The organism is Plantibacter lichenum (assembly GCF_050587525.1).
Classification (GTDB): Bacteria; Actinomycetota; Actinomycetes; order Actinomycetales; family Microbacteriaceae; genus Plantibacter.
This window is the reverse complement of the sequence record NZ_JBOBFT010000011.1, coordinates 61,716-81,662: the sequence shown is the minus strand read 5'-3', so window position 1 is coordinate 81,662 and position 19,947 is coordinate 61,716. Positions and strand designations below refer to the sequence as shown.

The window sequence follows — 19,947 nt, the reverse complement described above, 5'->3', positions numbered from 1 at the left end:
CCGGATGTGACCCTCACGAAGAACGGAGGTTAGGGCTGCCTTGCCTTAGTCAGTATAGGTTCGGCGTCGAAGTGTCGACAATCACGAGTTCACGACGTCCGATACGGATTTTCGGACAGTGTGATGGCTGACGGCCTCGGAGGCGGGTCCTGCGACTACGCCGTCTCGAGGAAAGCGCCCGGCGTGGTGCCCATCTCCCGCCGGAATGCTGCGATGAACGTGCTGGACTGGGCGTAGCCGAGCAGTTCCGCCGTCGCCTGCACGTCATGCCCTTCGGACAGGAAGGTGAGCGCTTGATGGACGCGCAGCACCCGCCGCCACTGCACGAACGACAGTCCGGTCGTCTTCCGGAACGCGCGTGTGATCGTCCGGTCGCTGATCCCGAGCTCGCGCGCCCAGTCCTCGAGGGACCGATCGTCCGCGGGCGCGTCGAGGAGCGTCTCGGCGATCGTGTCGATGCGCGGATCACCCGGCAGACGGAGCGCGAGCTGCCGAGGGGACGGTTCGAGCACGTCGAACACGACCGATTCTGCGCGAGCCCGTGCGTCTGCATCGAGGTCGGTCCGCGACAGATGACCGAGGAGCGATTCGAGGACGGGCGTCATGGCGATGACCGTCGGCCCGTCGAACGCGACCGGGGTGCGGTCCGGTGCGAAGAACGCGTTGGAGAGTTCGACACCGGCGGTCAGCCGGCCGGCGTGCGGCTGTCCGGCGGGAAGCCACAGGCCGCTGCCGTCCGACACGGTGAAGATGCGATCCCCGACACGCGTCGTCTGGGTGCCGCCGCGCACCCACACGAGTTCGTGCATCGGATGCGAGTGCGGTGCCCACTCGGTCGGCTCCGCCGGCACCTCGGCGTCGGCGAAGATGACGAACGGCTCCGACGCACGCACCGGCGACGTCCGCGCGCGGCGCAGCACCGTGCTCGGCTCACGCCGCCATGCACCGAGACCCGTGTCCCCCTGCTGCGTCCGATCCATGTCCCGAGTGTATGCGGCGTGATCGGACCAGTCGGTCTGCCCGGCGTCCCGCACGTGCATCCGATTGCCTTCGCCGACTCGCTCGCCCGGGACCGCGCACGCTGGCATACTCGAACGGTGCCCACCTCCCCACGCCTTCGAGGATCGCTTGCATGGGAGGAGTTGGACGACGGAGCCGTCGAGCTGTCGGTGCCCGCCGTGCGCATGCGGATGGCTACGCTCGTGATCACCATCGTGCTGATCGTGCTCGTCCTGGGGGCGACCGCGGTCGGCTTCCTCATCACGATGGACCTGTCCGGAGTGGACGTCCGCAGGTCGCTCGTCGTCCTCGTGGGCGGCTCCCTCGGCATCGTCGCCTCGATCGCCCTCCTGCTCGTCATGCGGGCAAGGCGACAGCTGTGGCGCATCCGGATCGACGCACAGACGCTCTCGATCAGCTCCGATCGGTCCGACTGGAGCTGGCCGCTGGCCGAACTGCGCCTCGTCCGGCTCCGTCGTCACACCGATTACGCGTGTCTCGTCGTCGTGGGGCCGACGACTCGGGTGAGCCTCCTCGCGAGCATCGGGCTCGCCGCCGACCCGCGCGACACGAAGGCGGCGTTCCTCCCCGAGTTCTCCGCGGACGTCCAGAAGCGATTGCGGTCGGCCGGCCTCGTGGAGCGCCGCTCCCCCAAGTCGCCCGACCTCACGGACTGGCGCCGCCCGGGAGGCGGGAACTCGCCCGACGCTCAGTCGTCGAAGACGTCACCGAAACCGCGGTAACGCCAACCGTCCCCGTCGGGCTCGAACACGGCGGTGAACTCGTTGTTCACGCCGCGAGACCAGTAGTGGAGGCCGAGCCGCCCGTTCCACAGGATGACCTGTGCCAGGTCGGCGTCGGTCACCGCAGGCACTGCGAGCAGCGCGTCGAGACGGCCGAGGACCTGCTCGACGACGGGCGCGACGTCTCGTTCGAGCGCTGCCGCATCGGTCGCGTAGCACTGGACGGCGAACTCCCGGTCCTCGCCCGGGAACAGCTCGCAGGTGTATTCGATGAGGCCGCCTGGCGCTTCGTCGCCCGCGTCGAAGGTCCGGCGGCGAAGTTCGTCGAGATACGTCACGGAGCCAGCCTAGAGAACCGGGCGGATCAGTCCGTCTACAGTCCCAGCTGATCGAGACGCGACTCGAAGCGGAGCTGCGTGTCCTCCGGCTCGGCGTCGGGCTCTGCGGTCCACATGGCATCGAGTTCACGTTGCACGGCCTCAGGGAGCGCAGCGTACTTCGAGTCCCAGTCGTCGATCGGCGTCCAGTAGCCGACGACTTTGAACCGTGTGGACGGAAGCCGCAGCTCACGACGCAGGTACTTGCGCACATCGCGCAGGGCGACGGTCTCCCCCGCGACCCAGATGTAGCCCTCGTCGAGCGGCAGACGGCTGTCCACGATGCTCCGCACCACCTGACCGAGCGCGCTCGGGCCACGACCGTTGCCACCCGTGACCCAGGTGACCTCGACGTGCTCCCCGACGGCCAGCGGGATCCGATCCGACTCGTCGGACGCTTCGACGACGACGCGAGTCCGGACACCGTCCGGGATGTCCGCAGCGATGCGCGCGATGGCCGGCAGCCCGGTCAGATCCGAGACGAGCACCTGCCACGTCGTCTCCGCCGGCGGGTCGTAGAGGCTCGTCGGAGCGTTGAAGCCGAGGACGTGACCAGGCTTCGCCCGTGCTGCCCACGGCCCAGCGACACCGGCCGGGTGGACTACGAAATCGATGTCCAGCTCGCCGTCGTCGGGACGCACGCCGCTGATCGTGTACGTGCGCATCGGCGCTTCCGGCGCGTCCACAGGCCACGTCCACCAGTCGCCCTCCGGCACGGGCAGCGAGACATCGGTCGGATCGTCGCCGTGCGGGAAGAAGACGCGCACGTACTCGTCGCCGACGCCCGTGCTCAGGAAGTCGGCGACGCCATCGCCGCCGAGCGTGACGCGGACGAGATGCGGGGTGAGCTGGATGGTGCTGCTGACGATGCCGCGGTGGATCTTCACGGGGTCTCCGGTTCTGGGGTGGTGGGGTCGGTGGGGAGAACGTCGTTGCGCGTCTGGGCGAGCCAGAAGCTCCGGTACGGCCCCTCGGCGGCGATGAGCTGTTCGTGCGTCCCCTGCTGCGTCGCCTCGCCGTCGGCGAAGACCACGATCTGATCCGCGGTCGCCGCCTGCTGCAGTCGATGCGCGATGAGGACGGCCGTGCGATCGTGACGGAGCCGGGTGATCGCCTCCTCGACGACGTCGCGATGCTGCAGCCCGACGTCGGCGGTCGCCTCGTCGAGGATGACGACGGCGGGATCGGCGAGGAGCGCCCGTGCAACGGCCAGCTGCTGGATGCGGCCTTCGTCCAGCGGGACGCCCGAGCGGTCCGCGGATTCGCGTGCCGCGCCATCGGTGGATCGCATCGAGGTCACGGCCCAGTCGGCGCCGACGGCTCGCAGCGCCGCATCGATCTCGTCGTGGCTCGCATCGGGGACGGCGAGCCGCATGTTGTCCACGACGCTGCCGCGGAAGTGGTGGAGCTCCTGCGAGATGTAATACGGGGTCGTGCCCGGGTCGTCGAGGCTGAGCTCTCCGGAGGTGGGCGGGTGATGCCCCGCGATGACCCGGGCGAGCGTGCTCTTGCCGGAACCGGACGTCCCGACGAGGGCCGCCGTGGTTCCGGGATCGACCCGCAGGGTCACGCCGCTCACACCGCGGCCGGTCGTCGGATAGTGGAAGCCGACGCCTCGCAAGGAGATGCCGGTCCGAACACGGGCGGGGGCGGTGCGGGGCGCGGCCTCGGCGTCGGCGTCGGCCTCGGGCGTGACGGAACCGACGCCCACGCCCGCAGCCGCAGCCGTCGTATCGGCAGGCGCGAGTCGGATGACGCCGACGAGTCTGGCGAGACCGATCACCGCCCGCTGGATGTCGTCGAGCCCGAAGATGAGCTGGCCGATCGGATCGAACAGGCGGTGGAAGACGAGCGCGGCCGTGGTGACCATCCCGATCGTGATCGCACCGTTCAGGTGTAGGACGAACCCGGTGGCGAGGAGCGCTGCCAGCCCGACCGCCTCTCCCCCGTTGATCCAGCGGAACAGCCGGTTGCGCAGCCGGACGCCCTCGATCTGGACGCGGATCGAGTCCTCGGCCCGACTCCGCACCAGCTCGAGCGCGTGAGACTGCTCGTTGAGAGCCGTGAGCGTCTCCATGCCCTCGACGGCCTCGATCACGGCCTGGCTGCGAGCCGCTTCACGCGCGCGCACCTCGCGGAAGACGACCCGCGAGCGTCGCAGGAACGCGCGCGTGCCGAGCACGTAGAAGGGGACGCTGGCGATGCCGGCGACCGCCAACCAGGGATCGAGCGCGGTCAACGCGACGAGGGAGACGGCGATCGCGAACGCCGCGGACAACAGCGTCGGCACGACGTTCCCGCCCGCCTCCGCGACCGCGTCGACGTCGCCGGTCACCCGGGACAGCAGGTCGGCGCTCTCGCCGTCGTCGACGGTGCTCACGGGCAGGCGCATCGCCGAGGCGAAGACGTCCTCCCGGAGGCTCGCGAGCGTGTCCTGGACGAGCGCCGTCAGCACGCGCATCCCCCACAGGGTCACGCCGGCCGCGGCGATCGCACCGACGCCGGCGCCCGCCACCCAGCCGGCGATCGTCGGGAATCCCGCATCGGAGGCGACGGCGTCGACGATCCGCCCGAGGCAGGCCGGCATCACGAGTCCGAGGCCGGAGGCCAGGAGGAACAGGACGGCGACGGCCGCCGACCTCCCTCGATGACGGCGGAGGAGCGCGAGGACCACGGCGCGCACATGGGCGCCCGTGGCGATCGGCAGCGTCGTGTCCGGGAGCGCTTCGCCCCTGAACTCACCCATGTGCGGAATCCGTTTCGTCAGCGGCCATCTCGATGACCCGATCGCACGCCGCCAGGAGGACGGGCGAGGTCGTGATCACGATCGTCGTCCGACCGTACGCGGCGAGCGCTTCGGCGATGTGCGCCTCCGTGACCGCGTCGACGGCGGAAGTCGGTTCGTCGAGGACGAGCACGTCGGCGTCGCTGTGCAGGCCTCTGGCGAGCCCGATGCGCTGCCGCTGCCCGCCGGACAGGCGCCTGCCCGCTTCGCCCACCTGCGCGTCCCACCCGCCGACCTGGCCGATGGTGTCGTGGAGCGCAGCGATGTCGACGAGCTCCTGCCGCGGAGGCTCGGTCGAGCCGCGCCCTCGCACGGCCTCGCCGAGGGTGCCGCTCACGATGGTCTGGCGGTGCGGCATCGATGCGACACGGTTCCGGTAGTCCACGGGGTCGAGGTCGAGCAGGTCACGTTGGGCGCCGTCGATGAGCACGCTGACGGTGCCGCGGGAGACGTGCGATCGCATGCCGAGGCGGCGGGACAACTCGCGCGCGGCGTCGCTGTCCGCTGGACGGATGCCGAGTAATTCGCCGTCGCGGACGTCGATGCGGGCGTGTGCGTCGTCGCTCGCCCCGGCACGGAAGGACAGCACGACCCCCGCCGGCCGCTCGACGGCGCCCCCTGACCCCGGCTCGTCGAGGAGGTCCTCCGCGTTGATCACCTCGGCGAGCCGCCTGGCCGATGCGAACTTGTGGATCCAGTTGGAGGGGAACGATCCCGCGTAGGCGAGCGATCCGCTCACGAACTGCGCGAGGCCGAGCACGGTCACGAGCTCGCCGATGCTGATCTGCCCGTCGGCGGCGAACCATGCGGACATCCCGGCGAGCGCAGTGGTCGTGAGCGCGGCCAGGGTCGATGCGACGGCTTCGTAGTCGGCCAACGAACGACCGGCTGTCGTCGCTGCGACCCGTGAGGTGTCGCTCGCCGCGACGTATCGACGCACCGCCTCACCGCGTGCCCCCATCCCGACCAGGACGCGGAACCCGCTCATGAAGTCGGCGGCGACCGCTCCCGCCTCCGTCGCCGCCTCCTGCTCCGCGAGGCCGCGACGTTCGAGCGGGCGTGAGACCGCGCGCATCACGAGCATCATGGCGACCGTCGCACCGAAGACCACGATGGTCGCGATCGGCGAGATCACGAGCATCGCGAGAGCCGCCCCCGCGATGGCCGCGATCGTCGCGCACTGCTGGGCGACGGACCACGCGACGCCCGCGACCCGGTAGGTGTCGGAGGTGACGAAGGTCAGCGCCTCCCCCGGAGTGAGCGAACGGCGCGACAGTCGCGGCCGCAGGATCCGGGACAGGGCGAGCTGGCGCAGATGCTGCTCGCCGTACCCGTAGATCGTGACCATGAGCCTCGACGCCGCCTGGTAGCTGGTCGTCAGCACGAGGAAGACGCCGACGAGGACGCCGAGCCAGAGCCCGAGCGCTGCGGGATCCGAAGGCAGCACGGCACGGTCGATCGTGACGCCGATGATGACCGGGATCGCCGCTTCCGCGAGCGAGTGGACCATCAGCAGCAGCGTCGCCCCCGTCAACGCGACGCCGCGTCCCTGAGCCGAGAGCGCGATGCCGAACAACCGGCCGGGCGTCGTGGTCGTCACGGTCACTGCGGACGCCGACCGAGCGGGAGCACCAGCGGGGTGCCGGCGACGGGGTCGGTGATGACCTTGCACGGCAGGTCGTAGACCGCCTCGACGAGCTCCGCCGTGATGATCTCACGCGGATCGCCCTGTGCCACGATCGCTCCGTCGCGCATCGCGACGAGGTGGGTCGCGTACCGTGCGGCGTGGTTGAGGTCGTGCAGCACGGCGACCAGGGTGGTCCCGTTGCGATGCAGGTCCGCGAACAGTTCGAGCAGGTCGATCTGGTGGGCGATGTCGAGGAAGGTCGTTGGCTCGTCGAGGAGCAGGTGGCCCGTCTGTTGAGCGAGCGCCATCGCCACCCAGACCCGCTGCCGCTGTCCGCCGGAGAGCTCGTCGACGAGTCGACGCGACAGTTCCGTCGTGCCTGTGGCCGCCATCGCCTCTGACACGGCGCGCTCGTCGTCCCGACTCCACGTCCGCAAGGCGTTCTGATGCGGGAACCGGCCACGCCCCACGAGGTCCGCGACCGTGATGCCGTCCGGCGCGATCGACGACTGCGGCAGGAGCCCCAGCTTCCGGGCGGCCTCCTTCGGCTTGAGCGTCCGGAGTTCCGCGCCGTCGAGCAGCACGGCGCCCGTCGACGGCTTCAGGAGGCGGGCGAACCCGCGCAGCAGCGTCGACTTCCCGCACGCGTTCGGGCCGATGATGATCGTGAACGACTTGTCGGGCACCTCCAACGACAGATCCGAGATGATGCGGGTGTCGCCGTAGCCGAGCGTGATGTCACGGGCGAGCAGTGAAGCGGTCATGTGTTCCTGTGTTCTTTCGGGATGCGTGGGCCGAACGGGCGAAGCCGGGATCGCCGGTCAGGTGCGCCGCTCAGGTGCGTCGCGCGTACTGTGCGGCCAGGAGCCAGGCGAGGTAGAGGCCGCCGACGGAGACCGTCACGACGCCGACGGGCACCGCCACGATCTGCGCGACCATGTCCGAGACCACCACGAGGGCGGCACCCGTCAGCATCACGGGCAAGGTCCCCATGGGCGTGTTCGACCGGGTGAGCCGCTGGGAGATCTGCGGCGCCGCGAGGGCGATGAACGAGATCGGGCCGGCGGCCGCCGTGACGAGCGCCACGAGTGCCACGCCGAACACCATCGCCGCGAGCCGCGTCCGTCCGGGACTGATCCCGAGCGCTGTGGCCGCGTCGTCGCCCATCTCGAGGACGGGGAGCGTGCGATTGAGCGGCAGCGACGCGAACATCACGATCGCGAAGACGATCGCCGCGGGGACGAGCTGATCGAAGCCGAGCGACGCGATCGATCCCGCGCCCCACGTGGCCGCCATCATCGCCTTCTCCACGCTCACCGAGATGAGGATCCACGAGGTGAGCGATCCGAGGCCGGCGGAGACGCCGATGCCGACGATGATGAGCCGGAACGACGACATCGTGTTCTTGTTCGCGAGGACGTAGACGAGCAGCGCCGTGACGAGGCCTCCGACGAGCGCACCGACCGCTTTGTACATGTAGGTGTTGAGTTCGAGGACGACCATCATGAGCGTCACGCCGAACTGCGCGCCGATGCCGAAGCCGATGATGTCCGGTGACCCGAGCGGGTTCCGAGTGAGCGACTGGAAGATCCCGCCCGCGAGGGCGAGGGCCGCACCGCACAGCACGGCGAAGAGGACGCGCGGCAGCCGCCATTCGAGCACGACCTGCCGGACGTCCGGATCGGAGGCCGGGTCGAAGAACGCGCGGACGACGGCCCCGAAGTCGACGTCGTAGGCGCCGAGCGTCATCGATGCGAGGCCGGCGACGATGATGACGACCATGAGGATCGCGCACACGACGACGGAACGGACGGGGATGAGCGTGGCGATGCGCGCCGTGTCGATGCGGACGTTGCGGCGCCCGAAGTCGACCGTCGCCTCCTCCGCCGGCGAAGCTGCTGCGAACTGCGCGGGTTCTGTCGGCGCGGATCGTTCGTCGATGCTCACAGGCCGCTCACCTGCTTCCGTCGGACGAGGGCCACGAGGACGGGGGCGCCCAGGAGGCCCGTGATGATGCCGACCCGCAGTTCACCGTTGGGCAGTGCGACGCGCCCCAGGATGTCGGCGAGCAGCAGGAAGATCGGCCCGATGATCATCGAGTACGCGAGGACCCAGCGTTGATCCGGGCCGGTGAACCAGCGGACGACGTGCGGGATCATGATGCCGACGAATGCGATGGGGCCGGCGGCGGCGACACTCGTTCCGGCGAGGAGGGTGACGGCGATGATGACCATGATGCGGGTCACGCCGACGCGGGCGCCGAGCGATTGGGCGAGGTCGTCGCCGAGCGCCATCGCGTTGAGCGAGCGAGCGCACAACAGGCCGATGACGAGCCCGACGGCGATGAGCGAGAGCGCCCAGGCGAGCTGGTCGAGCGTCCGGCCGCCGATCGACCCGACGCCCCAGAAGCGCATGACGTCGAGGGTGCTGCGGTTCTGCAGGACGATCGCCGTCGTGAAGCCGGTGAAGGTCGCGCCGAGGGCGACGCCCGCGAGCGTCAGCTTCATCGGGGTGGCGCCGGAGGAGCCGAACGAGCCGAGGAAGTAGACGAGCACCGTCAGGACGAACGCTCCGAGAAGTGCGAAGGGCACGTAGGCGCCGGGCGTCGTGAGGCCGAGCACGGCGACGGCGAACGTCACGGCGAAGGAGGCGCCCGCGTTGACGCCGAGGATGCCGGGGTCGGCGAGCGGGTTGCGGGTGAAGGCCTGGATGAGCGCGCCGCAGACGGCGAGCGCCGCTCCGACCCCGATGCCGAGCACGGTCCGGGGGACGCGGAGCTCCTGGACCATGAGGTGCAACGGGTTCGCGTCGTCATAGTCGGTCAGCGCGTTCAGGACCGTCATCGGGTCGATCCCGCGGTTCCCGATCGCGAGCGACGCGATCGCGGTGAGCACGAGCACGACGGCTGCGACGATCAGCCCGACCACGCGCACCCCGGTGCGGTGCGGGGCGTCGCCGCGTTCGCGACGACCCCCCGCATCGACACTCGGGGCGCCGGTGTTCGAGGCGTCGACGACGTCGCCCTGCACCGGCCGGGCCGGCGTCGGGGTCGGCCTGGACACCTCGGTCGTCACTTGCCGGTGATCGTCGGGTCGCCCTGCAGCGCGGCTGCGAGGTTGTCGACGTACTTCGGCAGGATGTACTTGAGCGAGAGCACGGTGGGTGCGCTGATGGCGGATGCTTCAGCGTCGTCGCCGTAGATCACGTACGACTTCGCGGCGATCGGCTCCCATCGCGACACGACCTTGTTCTCGACGGTGTACGTGCCCTCGTCGGCGCTGGCGCCCCAGGCTGCGAAGAGGTCGGCCTGCACGTCGTAGAGCTTCTCGAGGCTGACACCCGTGTACCAGTTGTCGCCTTCAGCGGTCGAGAGGAAGCTGTCCATCGCGGAGGTGGAGGTGAAGCCGAGCGCCTCGGTGATGCGGACGCGCGGGTCGTAGTTGAGGTACACGCCGAGGTCCGTGCCGCCCTCATTGAGCGTGAGCCCCCAGACGAAGGTCTTTCCCGTGAATTCTGGGTGTTCGCCGGCGAGCGTCGAGATCTGCTCCTCGGTCTCACTGATGAGTTCCTCTGCCTTGTCGTCCGCCCACATCGCGGTGCCGACGGTGCGCGTCATGTCCTCCCAGGTGCCCGGGTTCCACGGTCCCTTGATGTAGGGGACGGTGGGGGCGATGTCGGTGAGGCGCTGGTACTCGACGTCGGTGATGCCCGAGTACAGGCCGAGGATGAGGTCGGGCTTGAGCGCCTTGATCGCCTCGTAGTTCGGGCCTTCCTTGGCGTAGGGGATGATCTCGGGGGTGTCGCCGTATTCCTTGGTGACGTAGTCCTTGAACCAGGGCTGGTAGCCGCTCTCGTCGGCGCCCCAGACCTCCTCGATGCCCACGGGGTTCTCACCGAGCGCTGCCACGATGTCCGGTGTCATCCAACCCAGAGCGACGATGCGCTTGGGTTTCTCGGCGATCGTGGTCGATCCGTGGGCGTGCTTGATGACGACGCCGTCGGTGGCGCTGGCGGAGGACGACGTGTCGCCTCCGGTGGACGCGCATCCGGTCATGGCGAGGACGGCGGCGACGGCTACGGCGACGAGCGCTGAGACTCGACGCGTCTTCGGGCGCGCAAAAGCGTGCGGCATGGTTCTCCTTACGAGAAGTGGGGGGAGGATGCCGCGACCTCGCGGCGAGAAGTTAGGTAAACCTCACCTAACAGAACGATGCTAGGCCGCGCAGCACGCCGCAAGTGTTGTGGAAAAGACGACTTGTGTCGGAAAACCGACAGCCCGAGGCGAATCAGCGAGAGATGCAGATGCCTTCCGTCGAGATCGCGCTGCGGCCTCGCCTCGACCTCAGCGCCAGTACAGCTGGTGCGCCGGATCCGCCTGGACCCGCGTGACGTGCTGTCTGGGTGTGGTTCCGAACCGATCCTTGAAAGCGGCGGAGAACGCACTCGTCGTGGCATACCCGCATCGGTTGGCGGCCGCACCGATGGGCGTTCCGTCGACGATGAGCCTCGCGGCGAGCGTCATCCGGACACCGGTGCGCCACCGCCCGAAACTCATTCCGATGTCGGTGTTGAACACGCGGAGGACCGTTCGCTCATGCAGGCCGTGGGCGGCGAAGAGCTCCCGGGCGGTGCGAGGGTCTCCCGGATCGGTGAGGACCGCCTGCACGAGCGCACGGACACGTTCATCGGCCGGCAGCGGGACCTCGCTCCAGTCGTCCGGCGCCTCCGCCCCCGGCTGCTGCAGCATCTCGATGAGCACGGACTGGATGCGGATCCGCAGCGCGTCAGGCATGTCGTTGATGCCCAGGTGCAGGAGCATCTCCTGCACGGCGCGCGGCACGAGCACCCGGGCGATGTCCGGCACGGGAGCGATGAGCGACGGGTCGGGGATGTAGGTGTAGCAGCCCGTCGAATCCTTCTCGTGCCGCGTCGTGTGCGGTGTGTGCGCGGGGATCCAGACGCCCTGCCCCGGCGCGAGTCGCCACATCGCGTCGGGCAGGTACACCCAGACCGTTCCGCGGTAGCACCAGGCGAGCATCGCATCCGGATGGGTGTGCGGCGGGGAGATGGGCCTGGAGTGCCCGTCGTCGCCCGTGACGACCCCGGTGCCCATGAGGTAGGGAGCGTGGACCGACGACGGATGCGCGACGCTGGCGTCCCAGTCGGCCTGACGATACGAGTTCATGCGCGGCTCAGAGCATCACGAAGCGGCGGGGCGGCGAGGAGCGGATGTCGGCGGTCAGGACCGGACGAGGCGACCGATCGCATCGCTCGCTTCCTTGATCTTGATCGCGGCTTCGTCGCCGTCGAGCTTGGCCGCGTCGAGGACGCAGTGCTTCAAGTGGTCGTCGAGGAGCCCGAGGGCGACGACCTCGAGCGCACTCTTCATGGCGCTGATCTGCGTGAGGATGTCGATGCAGTACTTCTCATCGTCGATCATCTTGGAGATGCCGCGCGCCTGACCTTCGATGCGGCCCATGCGCTTCAGGTACTTGTCCTTCTCGGTGATGTAGCCGTGCGGCGCCGCGGACGTGGGGGTCTCGGATGATGTCGACATTGTGCGTTCCTCACGTTCCGGCGGCTCCAGGGGCGCGGGCGGCACGCAGCACCAGCCGGAGCAGCCCGTCAGCACCAGACTATCGGCCGTCAGTCGGCGTCGTCCTGGCCGGTGACGTGCACGGCGTAGCCGTCACAGCCCGCATTCTCCCAGTTGTAGGGCGTTCCGTCGGTGAGGTTGGCGCCCCACAGGGCGAGTGCCCCCGGGGTGCCGATGGGGTACAACGTCGGCTGATCGCCGCCGTTGCGTTCCCAGTAGGGAGAGAAGTGATAGTCGAAGCCCTTGTCGGCCATGCACTGCGCCACGATGAACTGCTGCTTCACCCACAGTTCCGCCCTCGCCCGCTCCTCCGGCGACAGGGAATCCGGATAGGTGACGGATGCGGGATCGGACGTGTTCGTGTAGATCCGGTTCCCGAAATCGTCGACGCTGCCGTCGTGCGCGGCAACCGTCGGCGTCGCAGCCGGAACAGGATCATCGGTGGGTGGCGCCGTGGCTCCGGGGGTACCGGCCAGGAACCGATCGAGGGAGGCCCCTCCCGCTTCCACGGCGACGGCTGTGCCGGCGCCGGCGATGATGAGGACGCCGAGGGTTGCGGCGATCAGAGCGATGTTCCGGCGGCGCCTGCCTCGCGGCGACGGCGCGTCGATCTCGGTCGGGGTGAGGAGATCATCCATCTGACCACGTGCCTTCCGTCGCACTCGGAGGACGCACACCCCCGATCGAAAACTAGCGCACCTGCGGCGGTTTCAGGCTGGCAGTCTGCTTGAAACCGCGCGCAGTCGACGGAGGCGAACGGACGGGGCCCGCGACCGCATAAGCGGCCCGGACCCCGTGCTGGTGCGCGGCGTCGGTTACGCGGCGCTTGCGGCGTACTTCGCTGGGTCCGCGTCGAACGCCGGACCGCAGCCTGCGCAGCAGAAGTGGTACCGGTTGCCCTCGTAGTCGCGGTAGAGGCCGGCCGCCTCAGCCGTTGCGATGTCGACGGCGGTGCCGGCCATGACGACACACGTCGTCGAGTCGGTGCTCGAAGCGGTCGAAGCGTTCGGAGTCCCACCCAAGAGGGTGCCGCGGCCGTTCGCATCTGCTGCGGGGTTGGTGGCGCCGGTGCTGCAACAGCTCGCGGGCGCCTGCTGGTCGTTCGTCATCGGTGTGATTCCTTTCGTGTGTTTCAGGGGTGCGGCCGATGGCCGTGGATGCGGTGATACGAGGTGATGCGAGTGGTCCGCTACGGCTTCGCGATGCTCCTAAAGCCACGAAGACGCAGGCTGTTGCCGACGACGAACACGCTCGAGAGCGCCATCGCCGCACCCGCCAGCATCGGGTTGAGCATGCCGAGCGCTGCGACGGGGATCGCCGCGACGTTGTAGGCGAAGGCCCAGAACAGGTTGGTCTTGATCGTCCCGAGGGTCTTGCGGGACAGCCGGATCGCATCGACCGCACTGCGCAGATCGCCGCGCACGAGCGTGATGTCGGAGGCTTCGATCGCGACGTCGGCGCCGGTCCCCATGGCGAGACCGAGGTCCGCTTGGGCGAGGGCGGGTGCGTCGTTGACGCCGTCCCCGATCATCGCGACCACCCTGCCCTCGCTCTGGAGACGCTTGACGACGTCGACCTTGTCCTTCGGGAGCACCTCGGCGATGACCTCGTCGATGCCGACCTCGGTGGCGATCCGCCTGGCGACGGCCGTGTTGTCCCCCGTGAGGAGGATCGGCGTCAGGCCGATCGCCGTGAACTGCGCGATGGCTTCCGCGCTCGTCGGCTTGACCGTGTCCGCGATGACGAGGATGCCCCGCGCCTGTCCGTCCCAGCCCACCGCGACGACGGTCTTGCCCTCGTCCTCCGCGCGAGCCTTCGTCGCGGCGAGTTCACGGCTGAGCTGCAACGACCACTCGGCGAGGAGCGAGTCGCGGCCGACGAGGACGGCGTGGCCGTCGACGACGCCCTGGACGCCCTTCCCCTCGATGTTCGCGAACCCGTCCACGGCCGGCAGCACGCCGACCTCCTGCGTCGCGCCCTTGGCGATCGCCTGCGCGATGGGGTGCTCCGAAGCATCCTCGAGCGCGCCGGCCAGCCGCAGCAGCTCGGCGCGATCGATGCCGGCCTCCAGGACGACGTCGACCAGGGTCATCTTGCCGGTGGTGACGGTTCCCGTCTTGTCGAGGACGACGGTGTCGACCTTGCGCGTCGATTCGAGGACTTCCGGCCCCTTGATGAGCACACCCATCTGCGCTCCGCGACCGGTTCCGACGAGCAGAGCGGTCGGCGTCGCGAGCCCCAAGGCACAGGGGCAGGCGATGACGAGGACGGCGACGGCGGCCGTGAACGCTGCAGTCACGGGGAACCCGGCGCCCAACCAGCCGCCGAGTGCGACGACGGCGATCACGATGACGATCGGCACGAAGACGCCGGAGATCCGGTCGGCGAGGCGCTGCACTTCCGCTTTGCCGGTCTGCGCGTCCTCGACGAGCTTGGCCATCTGCGCCAGCTGCGTGTCGGAGCCGATGCGGGTCGCTCGGATCACGAGTCGTCCCCCGGCGTTCGTCGTTGCGCCGGTGACGGCATCGCCTTCCGCTACCTCGACGGGAACCGCTTCGCCCGTGAGCATCGATGCGTCCACTGCGGACGTGCCGGAGACCACGACGCCGTCCGTGGCGATCTTCTCCCCCGGGCGGACGATGAACTCATCACCGACCACCAGGTCTTCGACCGGGATCTTCGTCTCCACGCCGCCGCGCAGGACCGAGACCTCCTTCGCGCCGAGTTCGAGCAGGGCGCGGAGTGCCGCACCGGCCTGCTTCTTGGACCGCTTCTCGAAGTACCGTCCGGCGAGGATGAACATCGTCACGCCAGCACCCACCTCGAGGTAGATGTTCGCGGCGCCGTCCGACGGCGCCAGGGCGAATTCGAACGAGTGCGTCATCCCCGCGACGCCCGCCGTGCCGAAGAAGAGCGCGTAGAGCGACCACAGGAACGCGGCGGAGGTGCCCATCGAGATGAGCGTGTCCATCGTCGCTGCGCCGTGCGTGAGGTTGGTCCATGCGGCCTTGTGGAACGGCCAGGCGCCCCACACGATGACGGGTGCGGCGAGCGCGAGCGACGCCCACTGCCAGGAGGTGAACTGCAGGGCCGGGATCATCGCCATCAGGATCACCGGGACGGTCAGGATGACCGAGCCGATGAGCCGGTTGCGGAGGGAGCGGAGTTCGGGGTCCGACTCGCCGTCGACGTCGCCGGATGCTGCATCGTCACGTCTGCTGCGCTTGGGGACGGGCAACACGGCCGTGTACCCGGTCTTCTCCACTTCGGCGATGAGCGCCGCGGTGTCGTAGCCGTCCGGGACGGTGACCTTGGCCTTCTCTGTCGCGTAGTTCACGGTCGCGGTGACGCCGTCGAGCTTGTTGAGCTTCTTCTCGATCCGCATCGCGCAGGACGCGCAGGTCATCCCGCCGATCTCCAGTTCGACGCCGGTTCCCGCGGTGCCGGATCCGGTGCTGGCGGGTGCTGCTGTGCTCATCTGTGGGTCCTGCTCGTGGGGTCTGGTGTGCTGGGGTGCGCCGGAGCACTCGGAGCATCCGGGGCGCTTGGGGAATCAGGGGCGCTTGGGGAATCAGTGGCGTGGGGCGTGTCGGTGTGCGCGTCGGTGTCGGCACCGGTCGTCCACGCCGTCACGACGCTCTCGGGGACGACGGCCCCGGCGATCGCGTACGCGCCGCCGAATGCCACCACGAGCCCGAGTCCGTAGAGAGCGAGGCGAGTGCCGGTCTTCATGCCGTTCGCACCGCCGAGTAGCCGGCTTCCTCAACGGCCGCCAGGATCTGCACGTCGTCGAGGTCGGCGGGGCCGGTCACGGCGAGCTTGCCCGTCTGCGCACTGACCTGGATGTCCTCGACTCCAGCGATCTGGCCGACCTCTTCACGGACCGACATCTCGCAGTGTCCGCAGGTCATGCCCGTCACCTGGTATTCGTTCGTGGTCATCACAGTTCCTTGTCGTCTCGTGGTACCCCGGCTGGGTATCGGTACAGCACAACCGTATACCCCACTGGGGTATTCCGCAACGTCGAGAGATTGCGCTGGCGGACTCCATCGGCTCGTTTGACAATGGTACCCCCTGGGGGTATACGGTATACCCCGCCCGGGTATCCCAGGCACCGCACACCAAGGAGAGCACATGTCATCCCACCCACCCGGATCATCAGCGAAACGATGGCTCGGCCTGGTCCTGATCGCAACGGCGCAGTTCGTCGTCATCATGGACACGTCGATCATCGGCGTCGCCCTGCCCGACATCCAACGCGACCTCGGATTCACACCGGAGTCGCTGTCGTGGGTCTTCAACGCCTACGTCGTCGCCTTCGGCGGCCTGCTCCTGCTGGGCGGACGCCTCGCCGACGCGTTCGGTGCGCGGAAGATCTTCGTCCTCGGCTGGACCGTCCTGATCATCGGCTCACTCGTGGCGGGAGCTGCGAACTCCGTCGGGATCGAGATCGCTGGTCGCGCCATTCAAGGAGCCGGATCCGCGATGATCGCGCCCGCCGCACTCACCCTGCTCATGATGCTCTTCGGCGGTACGCGTGACCTCCCGAAGGCATTCGCCGTGTACGGCGCCGCCGCACCCATCGGTGGTTCAGCCGGCGTCTTCCTCGGCGGCGTGCTGACCGAGTTCGCGAGCTGGCCCTGGGTGTTCTACGTGACGATCCCGATCGCCGTCTTCGTCCTCGCCTTCACGGCGAAGACGCTCCCCCGCACCGTCCGTCAAGCGTCCGGTTCGATCGACGTCCTCGGCGCCGTCATGGTCACCGGGGGCCTCGCCGCGGTCGTCTATGCCGTCGTCAACGCACCGGAGATCGGCTGGCTCACCGTCCAGACGCTCAGTGTCCTCGCCGGCGGCGCCGTGCTGCTCGCGATCTTCTTCCTCATCCAGGCGCGCAGCCGCAGCCCGCTGCTGCGACTCGGTCTCCTTCGGGCGCCTCAGCTCGCCGCCGCGAACGGCGCGCAGCTCCTGCTCGGCGCATCATGGGTGTCGATGTGGTTCTTCCTGAACCTCTACCTGCAGCAGGTGCTCGGTGCGAACGCCTTCGCCGCCGGAGCCGCGCTCCTGCCGATGACAGGGCTCGTCGTTCTCGTGATGGTCGCGTGGGCGCCCAAGCTGCAGGCGCGGTTCAGCGCGAAGGCCGTGATCGTCGCCGGCCTCCTCGCTCTCGCCGCCGGGCTCGTCTGGCTGTCCTTCGTGCGTGCCGACGGGAGTTACGTGGTCGACGTGCTCCCCGCGACGCTCGTGGCCGCGTTCGGCATGTCCCTCGCGTTCGTGCCGTCGCTCGGCACGGCGATCAACGCGGCACCTCCGGCGGAGACCGGTGTCGCCTCCGGTCTCGTGAGCACGAGTTACCAGATCGGCTCCGCACTCGGCCTCGCCGCGCTCACGGCGATCGTCTACGGCGTCTCCGGCAGCGAACCGACCCGCGTCGCGCTCACGCAGGGCTACTCGGCGGCCTTCCTCGGCGCAGGTGCGCTCGCGCTTCTCGGCGCGGTGGTCACCGCGTTCGCGATGTCGAAGCCGCAGGCCGCGGAACCCGTGGCCGAGTCCGTCTCGGCGTAGTCCGCTCCGACTGGCGTCCTGTGCTGGATTCATCGCACGTCGATGAATCCAGCACAGCCGTCTGTACCTGGACAGCCGTCTGCACCAGCACAGCCGTCTGTACCTGGAGAGCTCAGAGGATCGGCACCCCGTCCGCGTCGACGGCATTGCGCTCACCGGCGCGAACCGGGATCGGGAGGCCGTTCTCGGCGGGAGGCAGCGGGCAGTTCCAGGCCAGGCTGAATGAGCACGGCAGCAGTTCCGCGTGGTTGAAGTCCAGCTCGACGACTCCCCCACCGGAGTTCCGCACGCGGAGGCTCCGTCCGGAAGCATACGATTCGGAGCCGTTCGTCGCATCACGGAAGTGCACGAGAAGCTCGTGATCGCCCTCGGGTCCCGGTGTCGCGAGGAGCCGATGCTCGCGTCCCTCGCGGGTGAACGCGAGCTCGGCGACGACCGGCACGGGGACCGGGCGAGGATCCCGATGATGCGTGATCGCGACCGTCCGACCGGGCGCGACCGGAAGCACGGTGGCCGAAACGACCCACTCGGCATCCCACGGATACGCCGCGATGTCGTCGAACCGCTTCGCCCACGCCGAGTCCGAGCGCCACACCTGCAACGCGTATGTCGTGTCGTCGTAGCTGAAGAGCACGCCTTCGGCGCCGTCGGGGAACTCGGCGATCGCCGGGCCGGTCGAATCGTCCGCGTGGAGCACGGCGTCTCCGTCGACGAGGCGACCGCCGATCCTCACGCCCTCGGATGCCGCGGCCCGCACGAGCAGGCCTCGCTCTCCGGGAGCGAGCGGTGACCACAGACCGGGCGCACCGTCGATCCGACTGTCCGGTTCGGTCACGAACTCGCCGGCGAGGAAGGCGGCGGGCCCGCGACGGGACGTCACGTGGCCGCGTCGATCAGCACGGCGTGCGGCGAGCGCCGCAGCGGCCGGGTGAAGCGTGTCGGTGCCGTCATTCGGTGCGCTCATAGGACGAGGCTAGGCGGGCTCCGCGGGAACCGCTCGCGAGGCTGCAACGGGAGGTCACACACGGTCGTGCACAGTGACGCTCCGATGGTTGGATAGAGCTGTTCAGCAGCCCAGCGAAGGACGGAACCATGCCAGACACCACGACTCCGCTGCGACACCTCGGCGTCCTCACCCTCGGTCGATTCGACCCGGCCGACCCCGTGCGCGGACACGAGTCCGCGCTCTGGCTGTTCGAACAGGCTGAAGCGCTCGGCTTCGACAGCGCGTGGCTGCGACAGCGTCACCTGGAGACGGCGATCTCTTCGCCGCTCTCAGTCATCGCCGCCGCGAGTCGCAGCACGGAGCACATCGCACTGGGCACCGCAGTGATCCCCCTCGGCGGCGAGAACCCGTTCCGGCTCGTCGAGGACTTCAACACGGTCGACCTCCTCACGCACGGCAGACTCAACCCGGGCTTCAGCGTCGGCACTCCCATGAACTGGGAGTACTACAAGGAAGCGATGTACCCGGCGTCGTGGGAGTCCGAGGACCTCACGCACGCACGCGCCGAGCGGCTGCTGCAGTTGCTGCGCGATCCCCTCGTGTACCAGGACGAGGTCGGCGGCGAACTGTCGACCAGGACCATCCAGCCGCACTCCGCCGGGCTCGCCGATCGCGTCTGGTACGGCGCCGGGAGCACCCGATCCGCCGAGTGGGGAGCACGCCAAGGGCTCAACCTGCTGACGAGCAACGTCGTGAAGAGCCACGACGGCGACCTCGATTTCGCCAGCAACCTCGCCGCGGTCATCCGCACGTACCTCGATGCGCATCCCGATCCTGCGTCCGCGCGGATTTCGAGCGGGCTCGTGATCATCCCGACCGATGGCGCGACGCCATCGCAACTCGCGAAGTACCGGGAGTTCGCGCGGGAACGCGACGGACGAGCCGGCGTCGCGTTCGGGCCCGGCCGGAACCTGTTCCAGCGGGACGTCATCGGGACATCCGCAGAGATCGTCGAGCGGTTGCAGGAGGACCCGGCCTTCGCACTGTCCACCGATACGGCCTTCGCACTGCCGTTCCCCTTCGACGACGAGGACTACGCCCAGATCCTCGGCGACATCCGCCATCTCGTCGCGCCGGCACTCGGCTGGACGCCCGGTCGCTGAGCCTGTCGAAGCGTCGGCCCCAACTCTCCCTGCCTCTGTTCACAACTCAGGAGCGATCCGGCGTGTCGGCGCCGACACGCCGCATCGGGCGCCCGACACGCCGGGGCCGTCCTGAGTTGTGAACACAGCGAGCAGGTTCGCCGCGCACG

The 19,947-nt window shown here is 69.1% G+C and carries 20 protein-coding genes; 3 read left to right on the top strand and 17 right to left on the bottom strand.

Annotation, left to right across the window (positions count from 1 at the left end; all coding sequences use genetic code 11):
- Positions 1 to 155 precede the first annotated feature (155 nt).
- On the bottom strand, positions 156 to 980 hold the full coding sequence (locus ACQ3HB_RS15340) for a helix-turn-helix transcriptional regulator (RefSeq protein WP_430921084.1): 825 nt from the start codon (positions 978 to 980) through the stop codon (positions 156 to 158).
- Between the two features lie 117 nt (positions 981 to 1,097).
- Here ACQ3HB_RS15340 and ACQ3HB_RS15335 point away from each other — a divergent pair, with 117 nt between their 5' ends.
- Entirely contained in the window at positions 1,098 to 1,742 is a 645-nt protein-coding gene (locus ACQ3HB_RS15335) for a hypothetical protein (RefSeq protein ID WP_430921083.1), read from the top strand.
- On the opposite strand, the gene ACQ3HB_RS15330 is transcribed toward ACQ3HB_RS15335, so the two are convergent.
- The 15 genes from ACQ3HB_RS15330 to ACQ3HB_RS15260 form a co-directional block, all read right to left on the bottom strand.
- Positions 1,709 to 2,080 carry a hypothetical protein gene (locus tag ACQ3HB_RS15330; RefSeq protein ID WP_430921081.1) on the bottom strand — a complete coding sequence of 124 codons (372 nt, stop codon included), beginning with the start codon at positions 2,078 to 2,080 and terminating at the stop codon, positions 1,709 to 1,711. The two genes, ACQ3HB_RS15335 and ACQ3HB_RS15330, sit on opposite strands and share 34 nt — an antisense overlap.
- A gap of 35 nt (positions 2,081 to 2,115) precedes the next feature.
- Positions 2,116 to 3,006 carry a siderophore-interacting protein gene (locus ACQ3HB_RS15325; protein ID WP_430921080.1) on the bottom strand — a complete coding sequence of 297 codons (891 nt, stop codon included), beginning with the start codon at positions 3,004 to 3,006 and terminating at the stop codon, positions 2,116 to 2,118.
- Positions 3,003 to 4,865 (bottom strand): ABC transporter ATP-binding protein, encoded by a 1,863-nt coding sequence (locus ACQ3HB_RS15320; protein WP_430921078.1) that lies wholly within the window; start codon positions 4,863 to 4,865, stop codon positions 3,003 to 3,005. Before ACQ3HB_RS15320 ends, ACQ3HB_RS15325 begins: the two co-directional genes overlap by 4 nt.
- Positions 4,858 to 6,504 (bottom strand): ABC transporter transmembrane domain-containing protein, encoded by a 1,647-nt coding sequence (locus tag ACQ3HB_RS15315; protein ID WP_430921077.1) that lies wholly within the window; start codon positions 6,502 to 6,504, stop codon positions 4,858 to 4,860. Before ACQ3HB_RS15315 ends, ACQ3HB_RS15320 begins: the two co-directional genes overlap by 8 nt.
- A 2-nt stretch (positions 6,505 to 6,506) precedes the next feature.
- The gene (locus ACQ3HB_RS15310) at positions 6,507 to 7,295 is read right to left on the bottom strand and encodes an ABC transporter ATP-binding protein (RefSeq protein ID WP_430921076.1); all 789 of its coding nucleotides are present in this window, start codon (positions 7,293 to 7,295) and stop codon (positions 6,507 to 6,509) included.
- Positions 7,296 to 7,365: 70 nt separating this feature from the next.
- Complete coding sequence (locus ACQ3HB_RS15305) at positions 7,366 to 8,478, bottom strand: FecCD family ABC transporter permease (RefSeq protein WP_430921075.1); 1,113 nt, start codon at positions 8,476 to 8,478, stop codon at positions 7,366 to 7,368.
- Complete coding sequence (locus ACQ3HB_RS15300; protein WP_430921074.1) at positions 8,475 to 9,605, bottom strand: FecCD family ABC transporter permease; 1,131 nt, start codon at positions 9,603 to 9,605, stop codon at positions 8,475 to 8,477. Before ACQ3HB_RS15300 ends, ACQ3HB_RS15305 begins: the two co-directional genes overlap by 4 nt.
- On the bottom strand, positions 9,602 to 10,663 hold the full coding sequence (locus ACQ3HB_RS15295) for an ABC transporter substrate-binding protein (RefSeq protein WP_430921073.1): 1,062 nt from the start codon (positions 10,661 to 10,663) through the stop codon (positions 9,602 to 9,604). Before ACQ3HB_RS15295 ends, ACQ3HB_RS15300 begins: the two co-directional genes overlap by 4 nt.
- Before the next feature lie 210 nt (positions 10,664 to 10,873).
- Complete coding sequence (locus ACQ3HB_RS15290) at positions 10,874 to 11,716, bottom strand: helix-turn-helix transcriptional regulator (RefSeq protein ID WP_430921071.1); 843 nt, start codon at positions 11,714 to 11,716, stop codon at positions 10,874 to 10,876.
- Positions 11,717 to 11,770: 54 nt separating this feature from the next.
- Positions 11,771 to 12,088: a metal-sensitive transcriptional regulator gene (locus ACQ3HB_RS15285; RefSeq protein ID WP_430921070.1), complete on the bottom strand. Its 318-nt coding sequence runs from the start codon at positions 12,086 to 12,088 to the stop codon at positions 11,771 to 11,773.
- A gap of 89 nt (positions 12,089 to 12,177) precedes the next feature.
- Positions 12,178 to 12,765, bottom strand: a complete 588-nt coding sequence (locus ACQ3HB_RS15280) for a hypothetical protein (RefSeq protein WP_430921069.1) — start codon at positions 12,763 to 12,765, stop codon at positions 12,178 to 12,180.
- A gap of 177 nt (positions 12,766 to 12,942) precedes the next feature.
- Entirely contained in the window at positions 12,943 to 13,236 is a 294-nt protein-coding gene (locus ACQ3HB_RS15275; protein WP_430921068.1) for a YHS domain-containing protein, read from the bottom strand.
- 80 nt (positions 13,237 to 13,316) lie between these two features.
- Entirely contained in the window at positions 13,317 to 15,605 is a 2,289-nt protein-coding gene (locus ACQ3HB_RS15270; protein WP_430921067.1) for a heavy metal translocating P-type ATPase, read from the bottom strand.
- Entirely contained in the window at positions 15,602 to 15,859 is a 258-nt protein-coding gene (locus ACQ3HB_RS15265; protein WP_430921066.1) for a hypothetical protein, read from the bottom strand. The genes ACQ3HB_RS15270 and ACQ3HB_RS15265 overlap by 4 nt, the downstream gene beginning before the upstream one ends.
- The gene (locus ACQ3HB_RS15260; RefSeq protein WP_430921065.1) at positions 15,856 to 16,068 is read right to left on the bottom strand and encodes a heavy-metal-associated domain-containing protein; all 213 of its coding nucleotides are present in this window, start codon (positions 16,066 to 16,068) and stop codon (positions 15,856 to 15,858) included. Before ACQ3HB_RS15260 ends, ACQ3HB_RS15265 begins: the two co-directional genes overlap by 4 nt.
- Positions 16,069 to 16,261: 193 nt before the next feature.
- On the opposite strand from ACQ3HB_RS15260, the gene ACQ3HB_RS15255 reads away from it, so the two are divergent.
- Positions 16,262 to 17,689: an MFS transporter gene (locus tag ACQ3HB_RS15255; protein ID WP_430921064.1), complete on the top strand. Its 1,428-nt coding sequence runs from the start codon at positions 16,262 to 16,264 to the stop codon at positions 17,687 to 17,689.
- A gap of 112 nt (positions 17,690 to 17,801) precedes the next feature.
- On the opposite strand, the gene ACQ3HB_RS15250 is transcribed toward ACQ3HB_RS15255, so the two are convergent.
- Positions 17,802 to 18,653: a DUF1684 domain-containing protein gene (locus ACQ3HB_RS15250; protein WP_430921062.1), complete on the bottom strand. Its 852-nt coding sequence runs from the start codon at positions 18,651 to 18,653 to the stop codon at positions 17,802 to 17,804.
- A gap of 128 nt (positions 18,654 to 18,781) precedes the next feature.
- Here ACQ3HB_RS15250 and ACQ3HB_RS15245 point away from each other — a divergent pair, with 128 nt between their 5' ends.
- Complete coding sequence (locus ACQ3HB_RS15245; protein WP_430921060.1) at positions 18,782 to 19,798, top strand: LLM class flavin-dependent oxidoreductase; 1,017 nt, start codon at positions 18,782 to 18,784, stop codon at positions 19,796 to 19,798.
- Positions 19,799 to 19,947 lie beyond the last annotated feature (149 nt).